Raw genomic sequence first — 25,444 nt, forward strand, 5'->3', positions numbered from 1 at the left:
ACGCCATGGAACGTTCCCGAATCGCGGTGGCCGGTGCGTCCGGGCTCATCGGAGACGCGCTGGCACGGTCCCTCACGGCGGACGGGCACGAGGTGGTCCGGCTGGTACGGCGTGCGCCCCGTACGGCGGACGAGGTGCGCTGGGACCCGGAGCGCGGGTCGGTCGACGCGGCCGGTCTCACCGGATGCGACGCGGTGGTGAACCTGGCGGGCGCCGGGGTCGGCGACCGGCGCTGGACGGCGGAGTACAAGGCGCGGATCAGGAGCAGCCGGGTGGGTGGCACGGAGGCGCTCGCGCGGGCCGTCGCGGGCCTGCCCGAGGACGTACGGCCGCGGGTGTTCCTCAACGGCAGCGCGATCGGCTACTACGGCGAGACCGGCGACCGGACGGTGGACGAGAGCGCCCCGCCGGGCGAGGGTTTCCTGCCGGAGCTGTGCGTCGAGTGGGAGGCGGCCGCCGCGCCGGCCCGGGAGGCGGGCGTACGGACGGTGTTCTCGCGTACCGGCCTGGTGGTGGCGCGCGGCGGCGGCGCGTGGGGCCGGCTCTTCCCGCTCTTCCGGGCCGGGCTGGGCGGGCGGATGGGCGACGGCAGCCAGTACTGGTCGTTCGTGGCGCTGCACGACGAGGTGGCCGCGCTGCGCCATCTCCTGGACACCGAGGGGCTGTCCGGGCCGTTCAACGTGACCGCGCCGCAGCCCGCGACCAACCGTGAGGTCACCGAGGCGATGTCGCGCGTACTGCGCCGGCCGGCGCTGTTCGCGGTGCCGGCGCCGGTGCTGCGGACGGTGCTCGGGGAGATGGCCGGGGACGTCCTCGGCAGCGCCCGTGTGCTGCCGGCGCGGCTGCTGGAGTCCGGTTTCCGGTTCGCGTTCCCCGGGATCGAGGGGGCGATCAGGGCGGCGGCGGCCCGCTGACCACCACCCGCGGACCGTCCGGCACCCCAGGGTGCCCGTCCGGCACGCGCATGCGACCTTCGTGCGCCCGTGCTCTGCCCGTGCGCGACTGACCGGGTGACCGGGCGCGGCCCTACCCTCGACCAGAACTCGGGTATCCCTGGGGCCTGTTGAGGGCATGAAGTCTCCAGCGCCCGCGCAACCTCGAGGAGGTGCACGTGCTTGAGCCCACGTACCAGGCGGACGTCGTCATCGTGGGGGCCGGGGTCGCCGGACTCTCCGCCGCACGACGACTGACCAGCGCAGGAGTCACCACGATGGTTCTGGAGGCCGCCCATGAGGTGGGCGGCCGGATGGCCACCGAGAAGGTCGACGGCTTCCGGCTCGACCGGATCGGACGGCTGCTGTCCACGGCGTACCCCGAACTACGGCCGGACGGGGTCCTCGACGGGCTGGTGCTGCGTCCGTTCGCGCCCGGCGTCCTGCTGCACAGCGACGGACGGCACCATCGTGCGGGCGTGCAGCCGGGCGCGAGAGGGGCGCGGAGCGCGAGGGGCGCACTGTATGCGGTGCGCGCCCTGGCGAGCGCCCCACGGGCGGGCGGGGGGCCGCGCAGGCCGGTGGCGGTGCCCGGCCGTCAGGTGTCGGTGCCGCGCAGCCGTACGGGCGCGCCACTGGGCACGGCGGTCGACCAGGCGCGGCTGGGGGCCGCGTTCAGCAGGCTCGCGGGTACTCCGGTGGAACGGCTGCTGGCGCGGCCCGAGACGACGGCGGCCCAGGCGCTGCCGGGCCGGGGGCTGCCGGCCCGCACGATCGACGGTTTTCTGCGTCCGCTGCTGGCCGCGCTGTTGTGCGATCCGGAGCTCACCACGTCCAGCCGGTGCGCGGATCTGGCGCTGCGGGCGTTCGCGAGCGGGCGGCTGTGTGTGCCGGAGGGCGGCGCCGAGGCGCTGCCGCGGCGGCTGGAGCGGGGGCTGCCGGCGGGGACGGTGCACACGGGGGTGCGGGTCACGTCCGTGTCGACGACCTCGGTGACCACCGCGGAGCACGGGGAGTTCCGGTGCGGCGCGGTACTGATCGCGACGGGTGCGCGGGAGGCGGCGGAGCTGCTGCCGGGGCTGCGGGTGCCGGACTTCCACCCGGTTACCGTGCTGCACCACACCACCGACGAGGAGCCGGGGACGGGGGCGTCGCTGCTGCTGGACGCGGAGCGGGGCGGGCCGGTGGCGCATACGGCGGTCGTCAGCCGGGTCGACCCGTCCCGCGCCCCGGCGGGGCGCACGCTGGTCAGCTCGACGGTCCTGGGGCCGCCGGTGCCGGGCCTCGACACCGCCGTACGCATGCATCTGGCGCGGCTGTACGGCGTGCCGACGGGGCGGTGGGAGACGGTGGGTGTGTACCACTCGCCGGAGGCGGTGCCCGCGATGCGGCCGCCGCACGATCTGCGGCGGCCGGTGCGGTTGCTGGCGGGGCTGTATGTGTGCGGCGATCACCGGGACACGGGGACCGTGCAGGGGGCGTTGCACTCGGCTCATCGGGCGGCGGGGGCGATCTTGGCGGACCTGGGGGCGGATCGGTCGCTGCACCGGGCGGAACCGGCCCCGACCGCCCGGGCGGCCTGACCGGCCGGCCGGCGTGTGCGCCGGGGGCGCGTTCTTGCGCGCCCGGCGCCGGCGGGGGCGCTCCACGTCTGATGCGGACCGGGGGGTGTTCGCGCGGCCCGGCGCTTACGGGGTGCCGTCGCGCCCACCCTCCCCCGCTCTCGGCTTCGCTCGAGCGGGAGGTACCCCCATCGCCCTGCGGCACGACTGCCCGCGGAGTGCGGAGGGGTGCGGCGCGGCCGGGTCCGACCACCGGTCGTCAGCCGTAGGCCGCGACCTTGTCGCGGTACGTGCGGACCGGGGTCGCGTCGCGGTACGGCTCGAGCCTGCGTTCGAAGTCCCGTACGTATTCGACCGCTCGTACCGAGCGCATCTCCGCCGCCTGGGCGGCCGCTTCGGCGCCCAGTTGGCATGCCTGGTCGAGTTCGCCGAGGGCGAGGCGGGCGGTCGCCAGGACCACCCGGCAGAACAGCCGGCTGCGCGCGTACCCCGCCGCGCGCAACCGCAGCGAGCGTTCCGCGTGCTGCGCCGCCGCCCGGAACTGCTGAAGGTCCCGGTGGCAGTGCGAGAACTCGTCCGCCAGCTGCGCCTCGTCGAAGAAGCGCGCCCAGTACGGCACGTCGTCGCCCGCCCGCGCCCCCTCCAGCGCGCGCTCCGCGCGGACCAGCGCGGCCGTGCACGACCGCACCTCCCCCAGCACCCCGTGCCCCCGCGCCTCGGCGGCCTGCAGCAGCGCCTGCACGACAGGCGGAACGGACCCGCCCGCCCCCTGCTGGGCCACCCGCGCCAGCTGGACGGCCTCCCGCCCGTGCCCGAGGTACACCGCCTGCCTGCTCATCGTGACCAGCACGTACGCGCCGTACGGCCGGTCCCCCGCCGCCTGCGCGAGCCGCAGTGCCTGTACGAAGTACCGCTGCGCGAGCCCGTGCGCGGCGATGTCGTACGACGTCCAGCCGGCCAGCCGGGTCAGATCCGCGGCGGCCGCGAACAGCCGCCGCCCGGTCTGCTCGCCGTACGTGCCGCGCAGCATGGGCTCGCACTCGTGCTCCAGGTACCGCACGAGGGCCTGTCGGGCGTGCCCGCCGCCGTACGCGTCGTCGAGCGTGCGGAACAGTTCGCCGACCGAGCGCAGCGCGGAGATGTCGCCGCCGGTGACCCGGTGGCCGGGCCCGCGTTCGGCGGTGGCGCGGCGACGGGCGAGCAGTTCGGCCGGGCGGGGCAGCGGTGTCCGCGCCTGGGCCGGTACCCGCGGCGGGGGTTCCGTGCGGGCCACCTTCTCGTCCGCCCGTCCGATCAGCCAGTCCCGGCTCGGCACGACCAGGCCCGCCGAGGTGAAGGCGATCTTCCGCAGCTCGGCGTGGCTGCCGGAGTCCTTGCGCCACAGGCCGCTGACGATGTCGACGGCCTCCTCCGGGCTCGCGGCGAACTCCAGGCCCGCGTAGACGGGCGCGCAGGCGTCCAGGCCCAGGTCCTGGGCGGTCAGGCGCCGACCGAGGCGGCGGGTGAAGACCTCGGCGATCAGCGCCGGTGTCGTACCGCGTGGCTGCTGTCCGCGCAGCCAGCGGGTGACGGAGGTCTTGTCGTATCTCAGGTCGAGCCCGTGTTCGAGACCGAGCTGGTCCACGCGACGGGCGAGTCCCGCGTTGGAGAACCCCGCTTCTGCGATGAGCGCGGCGAGCTGGCGGTTGGGGGTGCGCTGCGCGGGTCGTTCCGTCATCTGTGGTGCGGTCTCCTGCCTTCCGGCTGAGCGAGGTGCCACGACTTGCCTGTGAGCAGCCCGTTTGGGCGTACGGACGGCGCGAATGTAGCGGAGAGTAAGCGGGTGATCGCAGATTTCGGGCGGCATTCATCCGATCGTGTGAGAATTGCCCGAATGCTGACATTCCCTTCCGGGTCTCGGCCCGGGCTGAACCGGCGCCTGGCAGGCACCGGGGGGCTGCTCGGCGGGGGTCTCACGCAGCCCGGCGTCAGCGGGGTGCCGTCGCACCCGCCCTCCCCCACTCTCGGCTTCGCTCGAGCGGGAGGTACCCCCATCGCCCTGCGGCACGACTGCCCGCGGAGTGCGGAGCGACCGCGGGGACGCGGCCCCCCGGGCGGCCCCCGGATGTCCTGTTCTCGAACGGTCGTACAGTGGCGTGGGCGCGTTTCGTGTCCGACTGACCTTCTAGGGAGGCGCTTGCCGTGAGCGAGTTGCGGTTCGTGCGGATGGGCTTCGGGGCCGAGGCCGTGGACTACCAGGTGGCCTGGGACGAGCAGCGCCGGGTGCACGCGGCGCGGTTCGCCGACGAGGTGCCCGACACCGTGATCCTCCTGGAACACCCCCCGGTCTACACGGCCGGCCGCCGCACCGAGGCGAGCGAGCGCCCCCTGGACGGCACCCCGGTCATCGACGTGGACCGCGGTGGCAAGATCACCTGGCACGGCCCCGGCCAGCTGGTCGGCTACCCGATCCAGAAGCTGCCCCGCCCGGTGGACGTGGTCGCGCACGTACGGCGCCTGGAGGAGGCCCTGATCCGGGCCTGCGCGGAGTTCGGCCTGGAGACCACCCGGGTGGAGGGCCGCAGCGGGGTGTGGGTGCTGGGCGACCCGGTGGAGCGGCGCCCGGCGCTCGGCGGACTCTCCCTGGACTTCGACCCCCGGCTCACCGACGACGAGTTCGACGCCCGTCTCAACGGCCCGGAGTACGCCCCGTCCAACGCCGGCCAGCGCCGCGAGGACCGCAAGATCGCCGCGATCGGCATCCGGGTCGCCAAGGGCGTCACGATGCACGGCTTCGCCCTCAACGTGAACCCCGACAACAAGTGGTTCGACCGGATCATCCCGTGCGGCATCCGGGACGCCGGCGTCGCCTCCCTGGCGAACGAGCTGGGCCGCGACATCACCATCGCCGAGGTGCTCCCCGTCGTGGAGCGCCACCTCCGGGACGTCGTGGAGCACGCGGAGCTGAGGCCCCGGGTGGTCGAAAAGGCACCGGCGGCATAAATCGGCCGCGTCCGGCGTTGGCGGTCGTGGTGACACAGGCCGCACCGGGGGTCACGGTCTGGCAGCAGTCAGCAGGCGGACACCCCGCCGGACGTTCAAATCAACGGGCGTACCCTTGAGCACGCCGAGGAATCAATCGCTAGGAGCCGGTCGTGTCCGCAGTCGCACCCGACGGACGCAAGATGCTGCGCCTGGAGGTCCGCAACAGCCAGACCCCCATCGAGCGCAAGCCCGAGTGGATCAAGACCCGGGCGAAAATGGGCCCCGAGTACTCCAAGATGCAGAACCTCGTGAAGAGCGAGGGGCTGCACACGGTCTGCCAGGAAGCCGGCTGTCCGAACATCTACGAGTGCTGGGAGGACCGCGAGGCGACCTTCCTCATCGGTGGCGACCAGTGCACCCGGCGCTGTGACTTCTGCCAGATCGACACCGGCAAGCCCGAGGCGCTGGACCGTGACGAGCCGCGCCGGGTGGGCGAGTCGGTCGTCACCATGGACCTGAACTACGCCACGATCACCGGCGTCGCGCGCGACGACCTGGAGGACGGCGGCGCCTGGCTGTACGCGGAGACCGTGCGCCAGATCCACGCGCAGACCGCCGAGCGCGCGGACGGCCGTACCAAGGTCGAACTGCTGGCACCCGACTTCAACGCGGTCCCCGAGCAGCTGGCGGAGGTCTTCTCCTCCCGCCCCGAGGTGTTCGCGCACAACGTGGAGACGGTCCCCCGGATCTTCAAGCGGATCCGCCCCGGCTTCCGCTACGAGCGCTCCCTGAAGGTCATCACGGACGCCCGCGACTACGGTCTGGTCACGAAGTCGAACCTGATCCTCGGCATGGGCGAGACCCGTGAGGAGGTCGGCGAGGCGCTCAGGCAGCTGCACGAGGCGGGCTGCGAGCTGATCACCATCACCCAGTATCTGCGGCCCTCCGTGCGCCATCACCCGGTCGAGCGCTGGGTGAAGCCGCACGAGTTCGTGGAGCTGAAGGAGGAGGCCGAGCAGATCGGCTTCTCCGGTGTGATGTCCGGCCCGCTGGTCCGCTCCTCGTACCGCGCCGGCCGGCTCTACGGGATGGCGATCGAGAAGCGTGGCGCGTACGCGGCCTCGCAGGCCGTCTGACCCTGCCCGCAGCCGTCCCCGGCACACCGCCCATCGCGTGTGAATTCACGCACAAGGCACTACCGGCCAGTAATGGCCGATACGACGCGGTCCCGACCGTCCTCGCAGATGAGGGCACAGGTCGGGACCGCGTCGGCGTTCCGGGCCCGTCACCCGAGCCTTCATGCCCGTTTGACCGGTCGGTCACGCACTGGTAACACCAGTGCGTGAGCCTGGAATCACCGCACGTACTCCGCTACCCGCCGGCACCGAGAGGGATCTCCACCATGCAGGCCGCGCCCGTCCGCGCCACCGCCATCCCGTCCTTCACCACGGCGCTGCGCGCCGTCGAGTCGCTGCTGATGAGCGGCGGCCAGCGCACCGCCCGCCGCAACGCCTGGGCCTCGGTGCTCGAGGACCGCCGCCGCGCCAGGGACCGGGTCGAGGCGCAGCGCGTGCTCGACCTGGCCGGGACCACCCCGTCCCCGGCGACCCGCCCCTGAGCCTCCGCCCCCTCCGGGGACACGTAGACTTCATGTCATGGCGAGGAAGGAAACCGCAGCGGACGCTGCGAACCCCGGGCGACTGAAACAGATCGCCCTGACCTACAAGATGACCCGCAGGGCCGACAAGAAGATCGGTCTTGTACTCGCGGCTGTCGGAATCGTCACCTTCGGTGTCTTCCTCGCGATCGGTTTCTTGCTCGGATACCCCATCTATCTCGGCATCCTGGGCCTCCTGTTCGCCTTCCTCGCGACGGCGATCGTGTTCGGGCGCCGGGCCGAGCGGGCCGCCTTCGGGCAGATGGAGGGACAGCCGGGCGCCGCCGCGGCCGTGCTCGACAACATCGGCCGGGGCTGGACGACGACTCCGGCGGTGGCGATGAACCGCAGCCAGGACGTGGTGCACCGCGCGGTCGGCAAGGCCGGCATCGTGCTGGTCGCCGAGGGCAACCCGAACCGGGTGAAGAGCCTGCTGGCCGCCGAGAAGAAGAAGATGAACCGCATCGTCGCGGACGTCCCGGTGCACGACCTGATCGTGGGAACGGGCGAGGGCCAGGTCGAGCTGAAGAAGGTCCGTACGACCATGCTCAAGCTGCCCCGTGTGCTCACCGGCCCGCAGGTCACCGCGACCAACGACCGGCTGCGCGCCCTGGGCGACCTGATGAGCAACATGCCGCTGCCGAAGGGCCCGATGCCCAAGGGGATGCGGCTCCCGAAGGGCGGCGGCCAGCGCGGCCGCTGACCCCCACCCCTTTTCCGTTACGACGACGGGGGCGCCGGAATCACTTCCGGCGCCCCCGTCGTCGTAACGAACGCGTGGACGGGTGTCAGGCGCGGACCTCGACCGTGCGGGCCAGCCGGTCGTGCAGTCCGCGGCCGTCGCGGTCCCAGACGAGGGCGGGGACGGCGAGGCACAGCAGCGCCGTGCGCACCAGTCCGCGCAGCGGCTGGACCCGGCCGGTGTCCAGGGCGACGACCCGCAGCCCGAACAGCCGCTTGCCGGGGGTGAAGCCGAGGGTGCCGACGGTGAGGACGCTCAGCACCAGGAACACCAGCAGCGCCCAGTTGCCGGTCGACTGTCCGTCGTAGCCGTCGGTGATGAGACCGTATGCGATCAGCATGCACAGGCCCCAGTCCACGGCGAGGGCGCCGAACCTGCGGCCGGGGCGCGCGATCGAGCCCGGTCCGTCCTCCGGCAGCCCCAGCTGCTCGCCCCGGTAGCCGAACTCGGCACCGGCCTCCTCCAGGGCCGCGCGGGGCCCGGAGAGCCATGATCCGATTGCTTGCCTGTTGTCCACCCGTCCACGGTACTGCGCCCGGATATGACCACAGGACGGCGGGGTGCGTCGGGGCTACCGTGGGAGAGGGGCCGGTTAACTTGTGCGAAACAAATGGGTCACGCACGAGAAATGACCCGTCCCTAGGGTCGAGTGCAGCGTGTGCCACCCGCACTGGCCGCACGAACGATCTACCACCCCGGCGGGACGGTCGGGAGTAGGAGGAGCTGGATGTTCCAGAACGCCGACGAGGCCAAGAAGTTCATCGCGGACGAGGACGTCAAGTTCATCGACGTCCGGTTCTGCGACCTCCCGGGTGTGATGCAGCACGTCACGGTGCCTGCGGAGGCGTTCGACCCGGACGAGGAGCTGGCCTTCGACGGGTCCTCGATCCGCGGCTTCCAGGCCATCCACGAGTCCGACATGTCGCTGCGCGCGGACCTGTCCACGGCGCGTGTCGACCCGTTCCGCCGCGACAAGACGCTGAACGTCAACTTCTTCATCCACGACCCGATCACGGGCGAGGCCTACTCCCGCGACCCGCGCAACGTGGCCCGCAAGGCCGAGGCCTACCTCGCCTCCACGGGTGTCGCGGACACCGCGTTCTTCGGCCCGGAGGCCGAGTTCTACGTCTTCGACAGCGTGCGCTTCAAGACCTCGGAGAACGAGTCCTTCTACCACATCGACTCCGAGGCGGGCGCCTGGAACACCGGTGCGCTGGAGGACAACCGCGGTTACAAGGTCCGCTACAAGGGCGGCTACTTCCCGGTCCCGCCGGTCGACCACTTCGCCGACCTGCGTGCCGAGATCTCCCTGGAACTGGCCAAGTCGGGCCTCCAGGTCGAACGCCAGCACCACGAGGTGGGCACGGCCGGCCAGGCGGAGATCAACTACAAGTTCAACACCCTGCTCGCCGCCGCCGACGACCTGCAGCTCTTCAAGTACATCGTGAAGAACGTGGCCTGGCGCAACGGCAAGACCGCGACCTTCATGCCGAAGCCGATCTTCGGTGACAACGGTTCGGGCATGCACGTCCACCAGTCGCTGTGGGCGGGCGGCGAGCCGCTCTTCTACGACGAGCAGGGCTACGCCGGCCTGTCGGACACGGCCCGCTACTATATCGGCGGCATCCTGCGGCACGCCCCGTCGCTGCTGGCCTTCACCAACCCGACGGTGAACTCGTACCACCGTCTGGTGCCGGGCTTCGAGGCGCCGGTGAACCTGGTGTACTCGCAGCGCAACCGCTCCGCCGCGATGCGTATCCCGATCACGGGCTCGAACCCGAAGGCCAAGCGCGTCGAGTTCCGTGCCCCGGACGCCTCCGGCAACCCGTACCTGACCTTCTCGGCGCTGCTCCTGGCCGGTCTGGACGGCATCAAGAACAAGATCGAGCCGGCCGAGCCGATCGACAAGGACCTCTACGAGCTGGCTCCCGAGGAGCACGCGAACGTGGCGCAGGTCCCGACCTCCCTCGGCGCCGTCCTCGACCGCCTCGAGGCCGACCACGAGTTCCTCCTCCAGGGCGACGTCTTCACGCCGGACCTGATCGAGACGTGGATCGACTTCAAGCGCACCAACGAGATCGCGCCGCTCCAGCTCCGCCCGCACCCGCACGAGTTCGAGCTTTACTTCGACGTGTGATCCCGCCCGGGCCGGAGCGGGTGACCGCTCCCCCCGGCCGAGGACCGAGCCGCCGCCGGCACTCCTGTTGCGAGTGCCGGCGGCGGCTTTCTCTCACACCGACCGATGACATGGCGCACTTGGTGGTCCGGATGACCGGAAAGCTTCCCTCCTCACGGCCTGGGAGGGATCCTGGAACCGACACGGTTGTTCGAGAGAAGGTCACGGGGATGTCCGAAAGGCACGACGACGAGCGCGAGTTCGACATCAAGTGGGCGGACGGCGCCGTGCACAAGGAGCCGTCGGCGCGAGCCAGGATGCTCGCCGCCCGCTGGAAGGACAACCCGCCCGGACCGGTGCCGTTCCGTGGTGAGCCGGAGCACAGGGGATCGGCCGGGCGCTCGTCATGGGTGTCGACGGCCGTGGTGCTCGGGTCCGTCGCCGCGGTGATCGTGCTGCTCGGGTACCTCGACTTCCGGCCGTACTGATCCCCGCGACGCCGCCCGCTCACCGGGCCCCGGCGCGCGTATTCCGACCGTCCGTCTCCCGCCACGTCCCTAGGGCCTGTCTGACAATCCCCGTCTGCCGCGCGACGGGAATTGTCAGACAGGCCCTAGTCGGACCCGGCGACGGCGACCGTCGGTGAGGTCCGCGAGGCGCGGAGGGCGGGCACCATGCCCGCGGCGGCGGTCACCAGGACGAGGACGGTGAGGACCGCCGCGAGCTGCCCGGCCGGCACGCTGAACGGGGCGCTGGTCTCGGCGACACGGACCACCAGCCAGGAGTACGGCAGGGCGAGGGCCAGTCCGAGGACTCCGCCCAGTACGCCGTAGAGCGCGCACTCCACCGTGACCATGCGGTGCACGGCCGCCCCGCCGAGGCCCAGGGCCCGCAGCAGCCCGAACTCGCGTGTGCGTTCGACGACGGTGAGGCTCGCCGTCGTGGCGACTCCGACGACCGCCACCAGGACGGTCAGCCCCAGCACCATGATCACTGTCGTGGCCATCGTGCGCAGGTCGTCCGGCTCACCGCCCTGGCCCGCCGGGTCCTCCGCGATGACCCGGCCGTCGCCGCGCTGCGGACCGGTCAGTGTCCCGGTGATGGCCCGCTGCGCGCGTATCCGCCCCCGGGCGCCGTCCTCGGAGGCGTTGGCGGTGACCGCGGTGGGCGCGGCGTCCGCTCCCATACGGGTGAGGTCCGCGGGCGGGACGAAGAAGTCGCCGCCGTAGGGCCCGGCTCCGGGCAGCGTCGCCGCCACGGTGAGCCGGACAGGGCGTCCCTCGAAGGTCAGGGTCACGCGGTCACCGGCCCGGACGCCGAGCCGGTGGGCGTGGTCGGCGTCCACCACGACGTGGGCGGGTCCGAGGCGGTCGAGGGAGCCGGTGCGGGCGGTCAGGCCCACGCCGGAGCGGACGGCGGTGAGGTCGAGGTCGGAGACCGTCGCGCCGCGGGTGCTCTCGACGACCTCCGCCGTGCGGAACGCGGTCACGTCGACGAGTCCGGGGCGGGAGGCCAGATCGGCGGCCAGCGACCGGTCCAGCGTCCCGCCGTCCCTCGCGTACAGGCGGAAGTCGGCGGGGGCCTCCACCGCCTGCCGGTACCGTTCGTAGGCGTTCAGGGAGGCGAGGCAGGTCAGCGTCGAGCCGACCAGGCAGACGCCGAGGGCGACGACGACCGAGACGGAGGCCGCCCGGCCGGGCGCACCCCCGACGCCCGCGACCGCGAGGCGGCCGGCCGCACCGGTGCGGCGCAGCGGCACGGCGACGGCGGACAGCACCGGCCGGACCAGACGGGGTCCGAGGGCGATCAGGGCCAGGAAGGCCAGCCCCCCCGAGAGCACCACGACGGTCAGCGCGGCGAACCGGTCGTAGTCCGTGTCGCCCGGCTGGGGCAGTCCGGTGTACTGCTGCCAGGCCAGGAGCGCGGCGCCCGCCGCACAGAGCAGTCCCAGCAGGGTCCGGCCGGTGCCGTTCGCCGGGCCCTCCCCGGACGCCGCGCTGCGCAGGGCCTGGAGCGGGGAGACCCGGGAGGCGGTCAGGGACGGGGCCAGGACGGCGAGGACCGCGAGGAGACCCGTGCCGAGCACGGTGAGCACGGCCTCGGCCGGCGGGAGGTGGGACGGGACGGACAGATCGTGACCGAACCGTCCGGCGACCGAGGGGACGAGCAGCCCGCAGCCCCAGGCCGTCGGCACACCGGTCGCGCCGGCCAGCAGTCCGACCACCGCCCCTTCGGCGACGAGCGCGGCGGCGAGCCTGCGCGGGGTCGCCCCGATGGCACGCAGCAGCGCCAGCTGGCGTACGCGCCGTGCGAAGACGATGCGGAAGGTGGAGGTCGCGACGAGCACGGCCGCGCCGACGGCGACGGCGAGGAAGACGTTGACCAGCTCCAGGGTGTCCTTCGCCTCCGCCACCGCCTGGCGGGCCTCCTCCTGCCGCACCTCGTCCCCGGACCGCACCCGCGCTCCGGGCACCGCCTGCCGGATCCGCTCCGTCAGCCGCGCCTGATCCGCCGGGGCGGAGGCCGCGGTGCCGGTGCGGATGTCGACGCGGGAGTAGCCGGACGTGCCGAGCAGCTTCCCGAGTCGAGGGCCGGGGGCGTACCCCGTGGGCTCCGTGTCGTTCGTGGCGGTGCCGCGGACGATGCCGCTGACCCGGACCGTGACACGTCGGGTGATCTCGCCGTCGGGTGCGGGCCGCAGCAGGGTGAGCGACGAGCCCGGGGCGAGATCGTATTCCCGCGCGGCCCGCGTGTCGACGGCGAGCCGGCCCGGCCCGGAGGGGTAGGCGCCTTCGATCAGGCGGACCTCCGCCAGGGCGCCGGTGCCGGGGTCCGCGGACAGCGCGAGGTAGCGTTCCACGGCGCTGCCGTCCAGCGGGGCGCCTCCGTCCAGCCGGCCGACGGCCTCGGTGACTCCGGGCGTCTCGCGGATCTCGCGGAGGCGGTCCTCGCCGATGTCCTCACCGCCGCCCGGTTCGACCACCAGCGACACCGCTTCGGGTGTCCCGCGGAAGTTCTCGACGACGGTCGCGGTGATGATCTGCTGGGCCATGACGGTCCCGAAGACGACGAACGCGGCGATCAGCAGCGACAGTCCGGTCGCCGCGAACCGTCCGGGCCGCCGCAGCAGCTCCGCCACCTGGGAGCCCAGGACGGTCGCGCGCCAGGGGTTCCTCATCGCCGCCCCGCCCTGAGGCCGGTGACGAGTGCGGCGGCCCGCCCGGTGGGGACGATGTCCTCGTCCTGGACGACTCGTCCGTCCCCGAGGGTCAGCACCCGGTCCGCGTACCGCGCCGCCGCGGGGTCGTGGGTGACCATGACGACCGTCTGGCCGAGCTCGTCGACGGACCGGCGCAGCATGGTGAGGACTTCGTCGCCGGCCCGGGAGTCGAGGTTGCCGGTGGGTTCGTCGGCGAAGACCACGGCAGGCCGGGCCACCAGCGCGCGGGCCACCGCGACCCGCTGCTGCTGGCCGCCGGACAGCTCGGCGGGCCGGTGCGCCATCCGGTGGGCGATGCCGAGGACGTCGCAGAGGTGGTCCACCAGGTCGCGGTCCGGTCGCCCGCCGGACATGGTGACGGGCAGCACGATGTTCTCGTAGGCCGTCAGCTGGGGCAGCAGGTTGAAGGACTGGAAGACGAACCCGACGCGTTTGCGGCGCACCCGGGTCAGCTGGCGGTCGGACAGCCCGGTGATCTCCGTTCCGTCCAGGACGATGCTGCCGGAGGTGACGGTGTCGAGTCCGGCGACGCAGTGCATCAGGGTCGACTTGCCCGACCCGGAGGGGCCGACGACGGCGGTGAAGCGGGCGCGCCGGATGCCGACGGACACCCCGTCGAGGGCCCGTACCTCGGTGGTGCCCTGACGGTAGGTCTTCGTCAGGGCGGTGGTGGTGATGACGTCGTCGTCGGGTGCGCGGTCGCGGGCGGCGGTGTGGGCAGCCATGGGGGCGGTCTCCGCGATCCGGGTCAGGCGCCGAGCGGCGGCATGGACAGGGTGACGCCGGAGTCCGAGCAGTGGCCCCGCGTCTCTTCCTCGAGGTCCCTCACGTCCTTCGCGGACGGCGCCTCGGGGGACTTCTGGGCGGTCGCGAGCGCCCACCCCTCGTAGCGGGAGACCTTGGCCCCGAGGTAGCCGTCCTTCATCTGCGCGCGGCGCTCGTCGCCGGTCTTCTTCCACCACGTCCGCGCGTCCGGTGCGGGGCCGGTGGAGATCTCCTCGGCCTCGGTGATGATGCGCTGCGCCATGCGGCAGTCGGCGGCGGACGCCTGGCTGAGCTCGTCGCGGTCCAGCCACCAGTAGCCCGCCCCGGCGACCAGGGCACCGGCGATCACGGCGGTGGCCGCGCCGATGACGAGACGGTTCCGCCCGCGGTCCGGCGTGGCGGGGGCGGTGGTGGGCGTGGTGTTCATCGGGTCCTCCGGTGTCTTCTCGGCCGCGTTCGGCGACAGTGAGAAGTCTGGATTCCGGCGGCCCGCCGGACATCGGCCACGGATCCGAGATCGGACGCCGCGGATCTGGCACACCGGACCGGGGGGACTCTGCGTCCCCGGGTGCAGAACCCGGGGGCGCTTCCGCACCCTCAGGGGGAGGGACGGACCAGCCCGGACTCATAGGCGAACACGACGGCCTGGGCACGGTCCCGCAGGTGGAGTTTGGCCATGAGGTTGCCCAGATGGGTCTTCACCGTGGCCTCCGCGACGTACAGGTCCCCCGCGATCTCGGCGTTGGACAGCCCCCGGGCGACCAGGGCGAGCACGTCCCGCTCACGCGCGGTGAGGGCGTCCAGCCGTTCGGCCTGTCCGTTCGCCGGCGCGAGCCGGTCCGAGACCCGGTCGAGGAGCAGCCGGGTGATGCGCGGCGCCACCACCGACTCCCCCGCGGCCAGGACCCGGATGGCGTTCACGACCTCCGCGGCGGGGGCGTTCTTCAGCAGGAAGCCGCCGGCTCCGGCGCGCAGCGCCGCGAAGGCGTCCTCGTCGTTGTCGAAGGTGGTCAGCACCAGCACGCCGGGCGGACTGTCCCACCGCGTCAGCTGTTCCGTGGCCTGGATGCCGTCCATGACGGGCATGCGGATGTCCATGATGACGACGTCCGCCTCGACCTTCCGCAGCAGGTCGAGGGCGTCCGCCCCGTTCTCCGCCTCCCCCACGACGTCGATGTCGTCCTGGCCGGCCAGCACCATGGAGAAGCCGGCCCGGATCAGGGGCTGGTCGTCCACGACGACCACGCGGATCGGTCCGTCTGCCTGTGCCATCATGCCGTCCTTGTCGGAATCGAGGCGTGTACGTGCCATCCGCTGCCGAGCCGGGGGCCGGCCTCGAAGGTGCCGCCGGCGAGTTCCGCCCGCTCCCGCATCCCCACGAGTCCGTTCCCCCCGGAGCGGCCGCCGACGCCGCCGCCCGCGAGGGTGCCCGCTCCGTCGTCGGTCACGTCGATCAGCAGTGTGCCCCGCTCCTCGCGGAGCCGGATGTCGACCCCGGCCCCGGCTCCGGCGTGGCGGAGCACGTTGGTGAGGCACTCCTGGACGACGCGGAAGGCCGTCATCTCCTCCGCCGGCGACAGCCGTCCCTCGCCGACCTCGACCGACACGTCCACGGTCAGCCCGGCGGCCCGTGCGCGGTCGGCGACGACCTCGATCTCGTCGAGGGTGATCAGGCGCCGTGGCGGTTCGCCGTCGGCGGGGTGCGGGGTGCCGGAGTCCGGGTTTCCCTCGCGCAGCACCCGGACGATGCGGTGCATGTCGTCGATGGCGTCCCGGCCCGTGGCGGCGATCGTCTTCAGCGCGGATTCGGCCATGTCCGGTGACGTGCGCAGCACGGATCCGGCGCCGTCGGCCTGAAGGATCATCACGGCCAGGCTGTGCGCCACCACATCGTGCAGTTCACGGGCGATCTCGGCCCGCTCCCGGGTCGCGGCCAGCCGGACCCGCTGCTCCTGTTCCCGCTCGGCGTGCCAGGCGCGGGCCGCCTGGCTCTCGGCGTAGAGGCGCCGAGTGTGCAGGGCGAAGGCGGTGAGCCAGACCGTCAGCGTCAGGCCCCAGTAGATGAGCAGCGTCTGGAGGTCGACGAACGGCTCGATGCCGGAAGCGGTTATGTCCACCGTCCCGGCCGCCGGGGCCAGCAGCACCGCGGCGCCCGCGAGGTACGGCATCCAGGTGGCCCGGGAGTGGTGGACGACCGACATCATGGCGAACAGCACGGCCACGTCGTACGAGGCGGGCGCCGAGGCCAGCTCGAATTCCGGCAGTTCGGACAGGGCGAACTGGACGGCGCTCAGCGCCAGCACGACCGCCATCACCGTACCGGGGAACCGCCTGCGGGCCAGCAGGCTCAGGGCCATCAGACCGCCCATGAGCAGGTCGTATTCGGCGCTGTAGTACTCCGCCGCCACCAGGACGACCAGGGCGATACCGAGGTCGCACGTCCGGGCGACGGCGCGTCCGTACCGGCCGGACGGCGTCATCCAGGACGACGGGACCGAAACCGTCCTCTGCTCAGCCAACCGTCGTGCCTTTCGTCTCCGGCGGGGCGTGTCCGCGCGGCCCTTCCGGTACAAGTACCGGCCGCGCACGCCGACTTCGGGGATGAGGGTGGTGCGCCCTCCCCCGCCATACTGCCTCAGCGCGCGGCACGGCGGTGCCGGGCGCCCCCAGGGGAGGCGCCCGGCACCGGTCCCGCTCTCAGCGGTTGTAGCGCATGAAGGCGCGGACCATGTGGCAGGTGGTGTCCGACGGGGGGTGGACGCCGATCAGCGACGCCGTGGCGCGGATCCTCTCGTCCCGGGCCTGGGTGGGCAGGTAGACGCCGGAGTCGAGCAGGGCGATGGCGAGCCGCATCGCCTTGAGCCGGCGGTTGTGCGTGACGTACCAGTGCCGCGGACGGCCCGGCGGGAGCGGGCGCTTCTCCGCCGGGGCGCAGGGCGTTTCGAGCAGCACGGGACGCTTCGCGGTGGACTGGGTGGGCAGGGGCTTCGGCTTCAGTGCGGCAGCGGGCACGGGCATCCTCCTGTCGCGGTCGGGGCGGCCCGCCGAGGTCCATGACGACCCCGGCGATTCCCTCGAACACTGCTCCCATTCTACCGTCCGCCACTGACAATCAGCAGGCCTGAGCGCGCGGGTAAAGGGCCTGGTGGACACGGGTTCTGCCAGGGCGTCACAGCGGCCCCGGCAGGCCCCCGCGGCACAGTCGAGGAATCGAACAGAGAGGGAGCGGCGTACGGTGTCCGTCATGGAGATCTGGATCAATCCGGCCTGTTCCAAGTGCCGTAGCGCCATCAGCCTGCTCGACGCGGAGGGGGCCGAGTACACCGTCCGCCGGTATCTGGAGGAGGTGCCGGGCGAGGACGAGATCCGGGAGGTGCTTCGGCGGCTGGGCCTGGAGCCGTGGGACATCACGCGGACCCAGGAGGCGGAGGCGAAGGAGCTGGGGCTCGGGGAGTGGGCGCGGGACGCCGGCGCGCGGGACCGGTGGGTGGCGGCGCTCGCCGCGCATCCGCGGCTGATCCAGCGGCCGATCATCACGGCGGACGACGGTACGGCGGTCGTGGGCCGCACCGAGGACGCCGTGCGGGACGCCCTCTCCCGCTGAACCGCCGTGTGACGCAGGCCACTTCGGCGAACTGGGCCGACCGATGAGTAACTCCGTTCGGTATCTCGTACATAGCGGCGTACGCCCCCCTACCGCTTCGAGGAGGCGCGCATGTCGCGCAGGAGAAGTCTCGGTCCGAAGAAGAAGCTCGCACTGTTGCTGAGCGCCGCGACGGTGGCGGGAGGCGGCGCCTTCGTCATGGCGACCACGTCGAACGCCACCCCGCCGGCGGCCACCACCAAGTCCGCGGCGGACTCGACCGTCTGTCAGGGCCTCGCCACCGCGCTCGGCAACAACGAGAGGTTCATCGAGGGCCAGCGGGCCGCGCCCGACGCGCAGTCGGAGGCGCGGATCGCCAACCGCGAGGCGGTCATCGCCCAGATCAGGGTCCAGCAGGAGGCGTCCGGGTGCACGGTGGGGGAGTCGGCTCAGGGCTCCCAGCCGCAGCAGCCCGCACAGCCGGAGCAGCCCGCCCCCTCGCAGCCGGCGGCGGAGGAGGACGGCGGGGCGGCGCAGGCCTCCGGTGAGCAGGTGTGCAACGGGTCGACCGTCACCCTCTCCGGTGAGGACGGCGCCCCTGCCGCGTCCAGCAACCAGTTCCCGGCCGGTACGAAGCTGAAAGTCACCAACCTGGACAACAACAAGTCCACGACGGTGGAGGTCACTTCGGTGTCCGGCAGCTGTGTGCTGCTGAACAACGCGGCCTTCGAGCAGGTCCGGGAGGCGGGCAAGTTCCTGATCCGCCGGGCGGTGATCGAGAAGGTCGGCTGACACCCGGGTTCGTCGCGGATTCCCAGGGCCCGCCGCTCCCCCACGGGGCGGCGGGCCCGTCCGTGTCCCGGCGGCCGGGGCACGCGGTGCGGCGGGACACGGCGGCGGCAGGTAACACGGGGTTCACACGCGGGCAACGGCCGGGAAATCGCCTGTTGACAGGCTGCGTGGCATCGACGGCGGCGCCCCAGTGCCGCAGCACCCGCACCAGCGCCCAGCCCCACCCCGAAGGATGTGGACCGTGAGCTTCAAGGCCGAGTACATCTGGATCGACGGCACCGAGCCGACCGCCAAGCTGCGTTCCAAGACGAAGATCCTGGGCGACGACGCCAAGGGCGCGGACCTGCCGATCTGGGGCTTCGACGGTTCCTCCACCAACCAGGCCAAGGGGCACGCCTCCGACCGTGTCCTCAAGCCGGTCTTCGTCTGCCCGGACCCCATCCGCGGCGGTGACGACATCCTCGTCCTGTGCGAGGTCCTGAACACGGACATGACGCCGCACGAGTCCAACACGCGGGCCGCGCTGGCCGAGGTCGCCGGGAAGTTCACCGCCCAGGAGCCGGTCTTCGGCATCGAGCAGGAGTACACCTTCTTCAAGGGCACCCGCCCGCTCGGCTTCCCCGAGGGCGGCTTCCCGGCCGCGCAGGGCGGCTACTACTGCGGTGTGGGCTCGGACGAGATCTTCGGCCGTGACGTCGTCGAGGCGCACCTGGAGAACTGCCTGAAGGCCGGTCTCGGCATCTCCGGCATCAACGCCGAGGTCATGCCCGGCCAGTGGGAGTTCCAGGTCGGCCCGCTGGCGCCGCTGGAGGTCTCCGACCAGCTGTGGGTGGCGCGCTGGCTGCTCTACCGCACCGCCGAGGACTTCGACGTCTCCGCCACCCTCGACCCCAAGCCGGTCAAGGGCGACTGGAACGGCGCGGGCGCGCACACCAACTTCTCCACCAAGGCGATGCGCGAGGGTTACGACGCGATCATCACCGCCTGCGAGTCGCTCGGCGAGGGCTCCAAGCCGCTGGACCACGTGAAGAACTACGGCGCCGGCATCGACGACCGGCTCACCGGCCTGCACGAGACCGCGCCGTGGAACGAGTACTCGTACGGCGTCTCGGACCGTGGCGCCTCGGTGCGCATCCCGTGGCAGGTCGAGAAGGACGGCAAGGGCTACATCGAGGACCGCCGTCCGAACGCCAACGTCGACCCGTACGTGGTGACGCGGCTGCTGGTCGACACCTGCTGCACCGCGCTGGAGAAGGCCGGCCAGGTCTGATCCGTACAGGCGAGCGAGGGGCGTCCACCGGTCGGGGTGGGCGCCCCTTCGCGTTGTCCGAGCGGTGAGAGGGGGCTCCTGCCGGGCGCGTGGGTCTGCTTCAATGGGCGTATGGCCAGCTTCCGGAAGTACGACGTGACGGGTCGCCGTGACCTCGAGCCGTTCTGGCCTTCCCGTCAGCACCACGACTTCGACCGGGTCTGTTGTCGCGTGACGAACGCACCGGCCCTCTGAAGCCCGGGCACCCGGCACATCCCGGACCCCCGGCGGCCTTCGGCCGGCGCGAACCGCGTACGTCCTCGACGAACCCCTTCGCGCGAAAGAGCTGACGACTCATGGCGACCACCCGCTCCCTGACCTCCGCCCCCTCCGCCCCCGTGTCCCTTCCGCCCCGGCACCGGCTGCGCGCCGTCGACCGGGACGAGGTGGTGACCGTCGCGGATCTGCTGCCGCCGGGCGCCACCTGGCTGCCCGCCCCGCAGCACGCCCTGCCGGTGCTGCCCGGCCGTCCCCCGATGGTCGGCTATCTGGTGCTGGTCCCCGCCGACCAGCAGCCGCCGTTCCCGGTCGCGGTGCCGGAGCCGGCCGGCTCCGGGGCCGACGACGACGCGCTGATCCGGGTCGACCCCGTGCAGCGCACCGCCCAGGTCGACGGGCGACAACTCGACCTGACCTACCTGGAGTTCGAGCTTCTCGCCCATCTCGTCGCGCACCCGGGCCGGGTGCACACCCGGGATCATCTCGTGGGCACGGTGTGGGGCTACGGCCATGTCGGCGACGGCCGTACCGTCGACGTCCACATCGCCCGGCTGCGCCGCAAGCTGGGCGCCGGGCACCGCGACGCGATCCGCACGGTACGCCGGGTCGGCTACAAGTACGTGCCCGCGGCCGCGCACTGAACCGGTCTGCCGACAGCAGATTCCCGTTCCCCCGTGCCGCCCGGCCGGGCAGAGTCACCGGTATGAGACTTCTGATGCTGGGCGGTACGGAGTTCGCGGGCCGGGCCGTCGTCGAGGCGGCCCTGGGCCGGGGCTGGGAGGTGACCGTCTTCCACCGAGGGCGGCACGAGGCCCCGCACGGCGCGCGGACGCTGCTGGGCGACCGCACGGCGCTCGACGGTCTGGCCGCGCTCGACGAGGACCCCGGCCGGTGGGACGTCGTCGTCGACTCCTGGTCGGCCGCGCCGCGCGCGGTGCGGGACACGGCACGGCTGCTGCGGGACCGCGCCGGACGGTATGTGTACGTGTCGAGCTGCTCGGTGTACGAGTGGGCGCCGCCCGCCGGGTACACCGAGCGGGCTCCGGTGGTGGAGGGCGCCTCGGCCGACGCCGGGGCCACGGACTACGCGCGGGACAAGCGGGGTGGTGAGCTGGCCGCCGTGGACGCCTTCGGCGCGGACCGGTCGCTGCTGGTGCGGGCGGGGCTGCTGATCGGGCCGTACGAGAACGTGGGCCGGCTGCCCTGGTGGCTGGCCCGTACGGCGCGCGGCGGGCCGGTGCTCGCGCCGGGGCCGCGGGAGCTGCCGCTGCAGTACGCCGATGTCCGTGACCTCGCGGAGTGGATCCTCGGGGCGGCGGAGCAGGGCCTCAGCGGGCCGTACAACCTGATGTCGCCGCAGGGGCACACCACGATGGGCGAGCTGCTCGACGCCTGTGTCCGTGTGACGGGGGGCATGGCGGAACTGCGGTGGACCGCGCCGGAGGTGATCCTCGGCGCGGGGATCGAGCCGTGGACGCAGCTGCCGGTGTGGGTGCCGCCGGGCACCGATCTGCACGACGCGCTGCACTCGGCGGACGTCTCCCGGGCGGTCGCGACGGGCCTGCGCTGCCGCCCGGTCGCAGAGACCGTGGCCGACACCTGGGCCTGGCTGCGAGGGATCGGTGGTACGGCGCCCCAGCGGCCGGACCGTACGGTCAAGGGGCTCGACCCGGAGGTGGAGGCGAAGGTGCTCGGCATCGCGGGAGGGGTGTAGGTAACACCACCTCCGGGCCGGGTGTCCGGCCCAGTGCCCCGCCCGCCGCGCCCCGTCAGACTTGTGCCATGACCACAGACACGAGAAGCGGCGGCGGGCGGAACACGGGGCGGGGCATCGCGCTCGCCGCGCTACGGGGGCTGGCGCTCGCCCTGGTGACGCTGCCGGGGGCGGTGCTGTGCTTCGTGCTGTCCGTGGTGTCCATCGCGCTGATCCCGATCGGTGTCGGCATCGTCACCACCCCGTACGTACTGGAAGGGGTGCGGGCGTTCGCGAACGGGCGGCGGGTGCTGGCGGCCGAGTGGGGCGGGGTGCGGATCGCGCCGTCGTACCGGCCGATACCCGAGGACGCCAACCCGTGGGGGCGGACGTTCGGGATGCTGGGCGACCCGGCGACCTGGCGGGACCTGCGCTGGCTGCCGGTCGACATGACCGCGGGCTTCGTCACCGCGCTGCTGCCGTTCGCGCTGCTGGTCTATCCGCTGGAGGGCCTGGCGATCGCGGTCGGCCTGTGGCGGGTGCTGCCCGACGGGTACTGGTACGGCTTCGTGCGGGTCACCGACCAGGTGTCCGCGCTCGGCGCCGGGGTGCTCGCCCTGGCCCTGCTGTTCCTGGCCCACTTCATCACCCCGCGCCTGCTGCACGGGCACTTCCTGCTCACCCGTGCCGTCCTCGGCTCGGACCGGGGCGAACTGGCCGAGCGGGTGCGGGTGCTGACGGAGACCCGGCGGGACGCCGTGGACACCTCCGCCGCCGAACTGCGGCGCATCGAGCGGGATCTGCACGACGGGGCGCAGGCCCGCCTGGTCGCCATGGGCATGGACCTGGGCACGGTCGAGGCGCTGCTGGAGAAGGACCCGGCGAAGGCGCGCGCGCTGCTGACGCAGGCCCGGCAGTCGTCCGCCGAGGCGCTGACGGAGCTGCGGGAGCTGGTGCGCGGCATCCATCCGCCGGTGCTGGCCGAACGCGGCCTCGGTGACGCGGTGCGGGCGCTGGCGCTGCGGCTGCCGGTGGCGACGGAGGTGAACGTGGAGCCGACCGGGCGGGCCGGGGCGCCGGTGGAGTCGGCGGCGTACTTCGCGGTGAGCGAGGTGCTCACCAACGCGGTGAAGCACTCGGGCGCGGACCGGGTCTGGATCGACGTGCACCACTCCGAGGGGTTGCTGCGGGTGACGGTCACCGACAACGGCCGGGGCGGCGCGGTGATCGGCGCCGGCTCGGGACTGACCGGGGTGGAGCGGCGACTGGGTACATTCGACGGCGTCCTGGCCGTCAGCAGCCCCGCGGGCGGTCCCACCATGGTCACCATGGAGCTCCCTTGCGTGTTGTCCTAGCCGAAGACCTGTTCCTGCTGCGCGACGGACTCGTCCGGCTCCTCGAGGCGCACGACTTCGAGATCGTCGCGGCGGTGGAGTCCGGGCCCGAGCTGACCCGCGCGCTGGCCGAGCGGGACCCCGACGTCGCCGTGGTCGACGTACGGCTGCCGCCGACCCATACCGACGAGGGCCTGCAGTGCGCGCTGGAGGCGCGGCGCGGACGGCCGGGGCTGCCGGTGCTGGTGCTGTCGCAGCACGTGGAGCAGTTGTACGCGCGGGAGCTGCTGGCGGACGGCAGTGGCGGCGTCGGCTATCTGCTGAAGGACCGGGTGTTCGACGCGGAGCAGTTCGTGGACGCGGTACGACGGGTGGCCCAGGGAGGTACGGCGATGGACCCGCAGGTGATCCAGCAGCTACTGGCGCGGCAGTCGGGCGACGACCGGCCGCTGGCCCGGCTGACGCCCCGCGAGCTGGAGGTGCTGGAACTGATGGCGCAGGGACGGACCAACGCGGCCATCGCGGCGAAGCTGGTGGTGACGGAGCGGGCGATCGCCAAGCACACCGCCAACATCTTCGCCAAACTGGGACTCGAGGTCTCGGACGACGACAACCGGCGCGTCCTCGCCGTACTCGCCTATCTCGACCACGGCCGCTGAAACCGGACCTCACACCGGGTGCGCGATCAGCAACTCCCGGTACTCCAGGGCCTGTTGAAACCGGTGTGCCGTACGAACTTCTCATCAATTCCGGTGCCGGGTGAACACCCGTGGGGCGGCTCCCGTACTCAAGGGAGCCGCTTCACTCCTGTCGGGCCGTTCAATGCCCCGCAATGGGATGCCCCCGTAAGGAAGGTCAAGAGGAGTTCCATGGGACGCAACACAAGAAAACGCCGTACGCCGCTGGCCGCCAAGGCCGTAGCCGGGGTAGCGGCCCTGGCGCTCGGCGGGGGCGGGCTGATCTGGGCCAATTTCTATGCCTCGGCACACGAGGACGGAGGCCACAACCGGACGAAGTCGAGAGGGGCGCAGCAGGTCGCCACGATCGACTGCCCGGACGTCGGGCAGCAGCTCCGTGACGTGCCGGACCGGGCCCGCGGTGAGGTCGACGGTGAACTGGCCTCTATGGACCAGCAGATCACCGACGCCTACCAGCGCCTCGTCACCACGCGCCGCGCGCAGGCCGGGGACGGGCAGTTCGTGCAGAACTCCATCCTGGGTCCGCTCAAGGACCGCCGGAAGGTACTGATCGACCGCATCAAGCTGGAGATCAACCGGGCCGGCGGCAAGGCCGGCAACGACCTGGACCGGCTCGCCGGCTGCACCGGCCGCCCCGCCGACGGGCAGCAGGGCGGCGGCCAGAACGACGGCGGTCAGAACGACGGCGGCCAGGACCAGGGTCAGGACGGCGGCCAGGACGGCGGCCAGGACCAGGGCGACGGGCAGAACCAGGACGACAACGGCAACGGTGTCGCGGGCCCGGTGGCCGAGGACTTCATCGACATCAACGACGTCCAGCCGGGCTCCCGCGATCTGCAGAACGGGCTCGCGGCGAACGGCGACGGCGGTTCCACCGGTACCTTCACCACCGAGTGCGGTACCAACGAGAACAACATCTTCAACAGTGACAACCTGATCGCCGCCCCGGGCGTCGACAACGGCGCGCACCACGTGCACGACTACGTCGGCAACCAGGACAACGACGCCTTCTCCAGCGACGAGGACCTGGCCAACGCCGACACCTCGTGCCAGAACCAGGGCGACAAGTCCACGTACTACTGGCCGGTGCTCCGACTCCAGGACGGTACCCAGGAGTTCGACGCGAACGACCAGGGCGGTGGCGCCGAGGGCAACATCGGCAAGATCCTCAAGCCGGCCCAGGCCGAGCTGAGGTTCGCCGGCAGCAAGCAGGGCGACGTCGTGGCGATGCCGAAGTTCCTGCGCATCATCACCGGTGACGCCAAGGCGTTCGTCAACGGCAACGGCAACGCCAACACCTCGTGGTCCTGCACGGGCTTCGAGGACCGGCAGGTGACGGACAAGTACCCGCTGTGCCCGCAGGGCAGCCAGGTCGTGCGCACGACCAACTTCCAGAGCTGCTGGGACGGTCAGAACATCGACAGCGCCAACCATCGTGACCACATGGCGTTCGTGAACGCCGACGGCACCTGCTCGAACGGCTTCCAGGCCATTCCGCAGCTCCAGGTCCGCCTGGTGTACGACATCCCCACCCCGGTCATCGAGAACGGCCAGGTGCAGAACCCGTACGCGGTGGACAGCTTCCCGGAGCAGCTGCACAAGCCGATCACGGATCACAACGACTTCATCAACGTGATGGACGACGACCTGATGAACCAGGTGGTCGGGTGCATCAACAGTGGTGAGGACTGCAAGTAGTTCCGGCGGCAGCCGACAGAAGGAGGGGCGGGGGGGGGGGTGCCCCCCCCCCCCCCCCCGGGGGGGCGCGGCCGGGGGGGGGGGGGGCCCCCGGGCCCCCGCCCCGGGGGGCGGGGGCCCCCCCCCCGGGGGCGCCCCGGGGTGCGCGCCGGGCGGGGGC

The 25,444-nt window shown here is 72.4% G+C and carries 24 protein-coding genes; 16 read left to right on the forward strand and 8 right to left on the reverse strand.

Annotated elements, in window-relative coordinates; all coding sequences use genetic code 11:
* Nucleotides 1-5 precede the first annotated feature (5 nt).
* Both ACGFR9_RS31815 and ACGFR9_RS31820 read left to right on the forward strand, forming a co-directional pair.
* Nucleotides 6-914: a TIGR01777 family oxidoreductase gene (locus tag ACGFR9_RS31815; protein WP_393215466.1), complete on the forward strand. Its 909-nt coding sequence runs from the start codon at nt 6-8 to the stop codon at nt 912-914.
* A 197-nt stretch (nt 915-1,111) separates the two neighbouring features.
* Nucleotides 1,112-2,515, forward strand: a complete 1,404-nt coding sequence (locus ACGFR9_RS31820; RefSeq protein ID WP_393215469.1) for an NAD(P)/FAD-dependent oxidoreductase — start codon at nt 1,112-1,114, stop codon at nt 2,513-2,515.
* Between the two features lie 238 nt (nt 2,516-2,753).
* Here ACGFR9_RS31820 and ACGFR9_RS31825 read toward each other — a convergent pair whose 3' ends face one another.
* Entirely contained in the window at nt 2,754-4,211 is a 1,458-nt protein-coding gene (locus tag ACGFR9_RS31825; RefSeq protein WP_393215472.1) for a regulator, read from the reverse strand.
* 464 nt (nt 4,212-4,675) lie between these two features.
* Here ACGFR9_RS31825 and lipB point away from each other — a divergent pair, with 464 nt between their 5' ends.
* The 4 genes from lipB (at nt 4,676) to ACGFR9_RS31845 (ending at nt 7,818) form a co-directional block, all read left to right on the forward strand.
* Entirely contained in the window at nt 4,676-5,476 is an 801-nt protein-coding gene (gene lipB / locus ACGFR9_RS31830; RefSeq protein ID WP_393215475.1) for a lipoyl(octanoyl) transferase LipB, read from the forward strand.
* Nucleotides 5,477-5,628: 152 nt separating this feature from the next.
* Entirely contained in the window at nt 5,629-6,594 is a 966-nt protein-coding gene (gene lipA, locus ACGFR9_RS31835) for a lipoyl synthase (protein WP_393215478.1), read from the forward strand.
* A gap of 266 nt (nt 6,595-6,860) precedes the next feature.
* On the forward strand, nt 6,861-7,076 hold the full coding sequence (locus ACGFR9_RS31840; RefSeq protein WP_393215481.1) for a hypothetical protein: 216 nt from the start codon (nt 6,861-6,863) through the stop codon (nt 7,074-7,076).
* A 37-nt stretch (nt 7,077-7,113) separates the two neighbouring features.
* On the forward strand, nt 7,114-7,818 hold the full coding sequence (locus ACGFR9_RS31845; RefSeq protein WP_393215484.1) for a DUF4191 domain-containing protein: 705 nt from the start codon (nt 7,114-7,116) through the stop codon (nt 7,816-7,818).
* A gap of 85 nt (nt 7,819-7,903) precedes the next feature.
* Here ACGFR9_RS31845 and ACGFR9_RS31850 read toward each other — a convergent pair whose 3' ends face one another.
* On the reverse strand, nt 7,904-8,374 hold the full coding sequence (locus ACGFR9_RS31850) for an RDD family protein (RefSeq protein ID WP_393215486.1): 471 nt from the start codon (nt 8,372-8,374) through the stop codon (nt 7,904-7,906).
* Nucleotides 8,375-8,584: 210 nt separating this feature from the next.
* On the opposite strand from ACGFR9_RS31850, the gene glnA reads away from it, so the two are divergent.
* Together glnA and ACGFR9_RS31860 are read left to right on the forward strand one after the other, a co-directional pair.
* Nucleotides 8,585-9,994 carry a type I glutamate--ammonia ligase gene (glnA, locus tag ACGFR9_RS31855; protein WP_393215489.1) on the forward strand — a complete coding sequence of 470 codons (1,410 nt, stop codon included), beginning with the start codon at nt 8,585-8,587 and terminating at the stop codon, nt 9,992-9,994.
* 209 nt (nt 9,995-10,203) lie between these two features.
* Complete coding sequence (locus ACGFR9_RS31860; RefSeq protein ID WP_393215492.1) at nt 10,204-10,461, forward strand: hypothetical protein; 258 nt, start codon at nt 10,204-10,206, stop codon at nt 10,459-10,461.
* A gap of 125 nt (nt 10,462-10,586) precedes the next feature.
* Here the strand turns inward: ACGFR9_RS31860 and ACGFR9_RS31865 are convergent, their stop codons facing one another.
* From ACGFR9_RS31865 to ACGFR9_RS31890, 6 genes are all read right to left on the reverse strand, one after another.
* Entirely contained in the window at nt 10,587-13,151 is a 2,565-nt protein-coding gene (locus ACGFR9_RS31865) for an FtsX-like permease family protein (protein WP_393215494.1), read from the reverse strand.
* Complete coding sequence (locus tag ACGFR9_RS31870) at nt 13,148-13,918, reverse strand: ABC transporter ATP-binding protein (RefSeq protein ID WP_393215497.1); 771 nt, start codon at nt 13,916-13,918, stop codon at nt 13,148-13,150. The genes ACGFR9_RS31865 and ACGFR9_RS31870 overlap by 4 nt, the downstream gene beginning before the upstream one ends.
* A 23-nt stretch (nt 13,919-13,941) precedes the next feature.
* Nucleotides 13,942-14,385, reverse strand: coding sequence for a hypothetical protein (locus tag ACGFR9_RS31875; protein ID WP_393215500.1), 444 nt, complete (start codon nt 14,383-14,385; stop codon nt 13,942-13,944).
* A 170-nt stretch (nt 14,386-14,555) separates the two neighbouring features.
* Nucleotides 14,556-15,230: a response regulator gene (locus tag ACGFR9_RS31880; protein WP_393215503.1), complete on the reverse strand. Its 675-nt coding sequence runs from the start codon at nt 15,228-15,230 to the stop codon at nt 14,556-14,558.
* Nucleotides 15,230-16,477, reverse strand: a complete 1,248-nt coding sequence (locus ACGFR9_RS31885; protein ID WP_393215506.1) for a sensor histidine kinase — start codon at nt 16,475-16,477, stop codon at nt 15,230-15,232. The genes ACGFR9_RS31880 and ACGFR9_RS31885 overlap by 1 nt, the downstream gene beginning before the upstream one ends.
* 178 nt (nt 16,478-16,655) lie before the next feature.
* Nucleotides 16,656-16,970, reverse strand: coding sequence for a hypothetical protein (locus tag ACGFR9_RS31890; RefSeq protein WP_393215509.1), 315 nt, complete (start codon nt 16,968-16,970; stop codon nt 16,656-16,658).
* A gap of 232 nt (nt 16,971-17,202) precedes the next feature.
* On the opposite strand from ACGFR9_RS31890, the gene ACGFR9_RS31895 reads away from it, so the two are divergent.
* The 8 genes from ACGFR9_RS31895 to ACGFR9_RS31930 all read left to right on the forward strand — a co-directional run bounded on the left by ACGFR9_RS31895 (nt 17,203) and on the right by ACGFR9_RS31930 (nt 25,284).
* Complete coding sequence (locus tag ACGFR9_RS31895; RefSeq protein WP_393215512.1) at nt 17,203-17,562, forward strand: arsenate reductase family protein; 360 nt, start codon at nt 17,203-17,205, stop codon at nt 17,560-17,562.
* A 111-nt stretch (nt 17,563-17,673) separates the two neighbouring features.
* The gene (locus ACGFR9_RS31900) at nt 17,674-18,333 is read left to right on the forward strand and encodes a hypothetical protein (protein ID WP_393215515.1); all 660 of its coding nucleotides are present in this window, start codon (nt 17,674-17,676) and stop codon (nt 18,331-18,333) included.
* Between the two features lie 241 nt (nt 18,334-18,574).
* Nucleotides 18,575-19,603, forward strand: coding sequence for a glutamine synthetase (glnII, locus tag ACGFR9_RS31905; RefSeq protein WP_393215518.1), 1,029 nt, complete (start codon nt 18,575-18,577; stop codon nt 19,601-19,603).
* Nucleotides 19,604-19,938: 335 nt separating this feature from the next.
* On the forward strand, nt 19,939-20,502 hold the full coding sequence (locus ACGFR9_RS31910) for a winged helix-turn-helix domain-containing protein (RefSeq protein WP_393215521.1): 564 nt from the start codon (nt 19,939-19,941) through the stop codon (nt 20,500-20,502).
* A gap of 62 nt (nt 20,503-20,564) precedes the next feature.
* Complete coding sequence (locus ACGFR9_RS31915) at nt 20,565-21,575, forward strand: NAD-dependent epimerase/dehydratase family protein (protein ID WP_393215523.1); 1,011 nt, start codon at nt 20,565-20,567, stop codon at nt 21,573-21,575.
* Between the two features lie 68 nt (nt 21,576-21,643).
* Nucleotides 21,644-22,909, forward strand: a complete 1,266-nt coding sequence (locus ACGFR9_RS31920; RefSeq protein ID WP_393215526.1) for a sensor histidine kinase — start codon at nt 21,644-21,646, stop codon at nt 22,907-22,909.
* Nucleotides 22,894-23,547, forward strand: a complete 654-nt coding sequence (locus tag ACGFR9_RS31925) for a LuxR C-terminal-related transcriptional regulator (protein WP_393215529.1) — start codon at nt 22,894-22,896, stop codon at nt 23,545-23,547. Before ACGFR9_RS31920 ends, ACGFR9_RS31925 begins: the two co-directional genes overlap by 16 nt.
* A gap of 210 nt (nt 23,548-23,757) precedes the next feature.
* Nucleotides 23,758-25,284, forward strand: coding sequence for a DUF1996 domain-containing protein (locus ACGFR9_RS31930; RefSeq protein ID WP_393215532.1), 1,527 nt, complete (start codon nt 23,758-23,760; stop codon nt 25,282-25,284).
* Nucleotides 25,285-25,444: the final 160 nt, after the last annotated feature.

It is taken from the genome of Streptomyces sp. NPDC048584, assembly GCF_043199595.1.
Classification (GTDB): domain Bacteria; phylum Actinomycetota; class Actinomycetes; order Streptomycetales; family Streptomycetaceae; genus Streptomyces; species Streptomyces edwardsiae.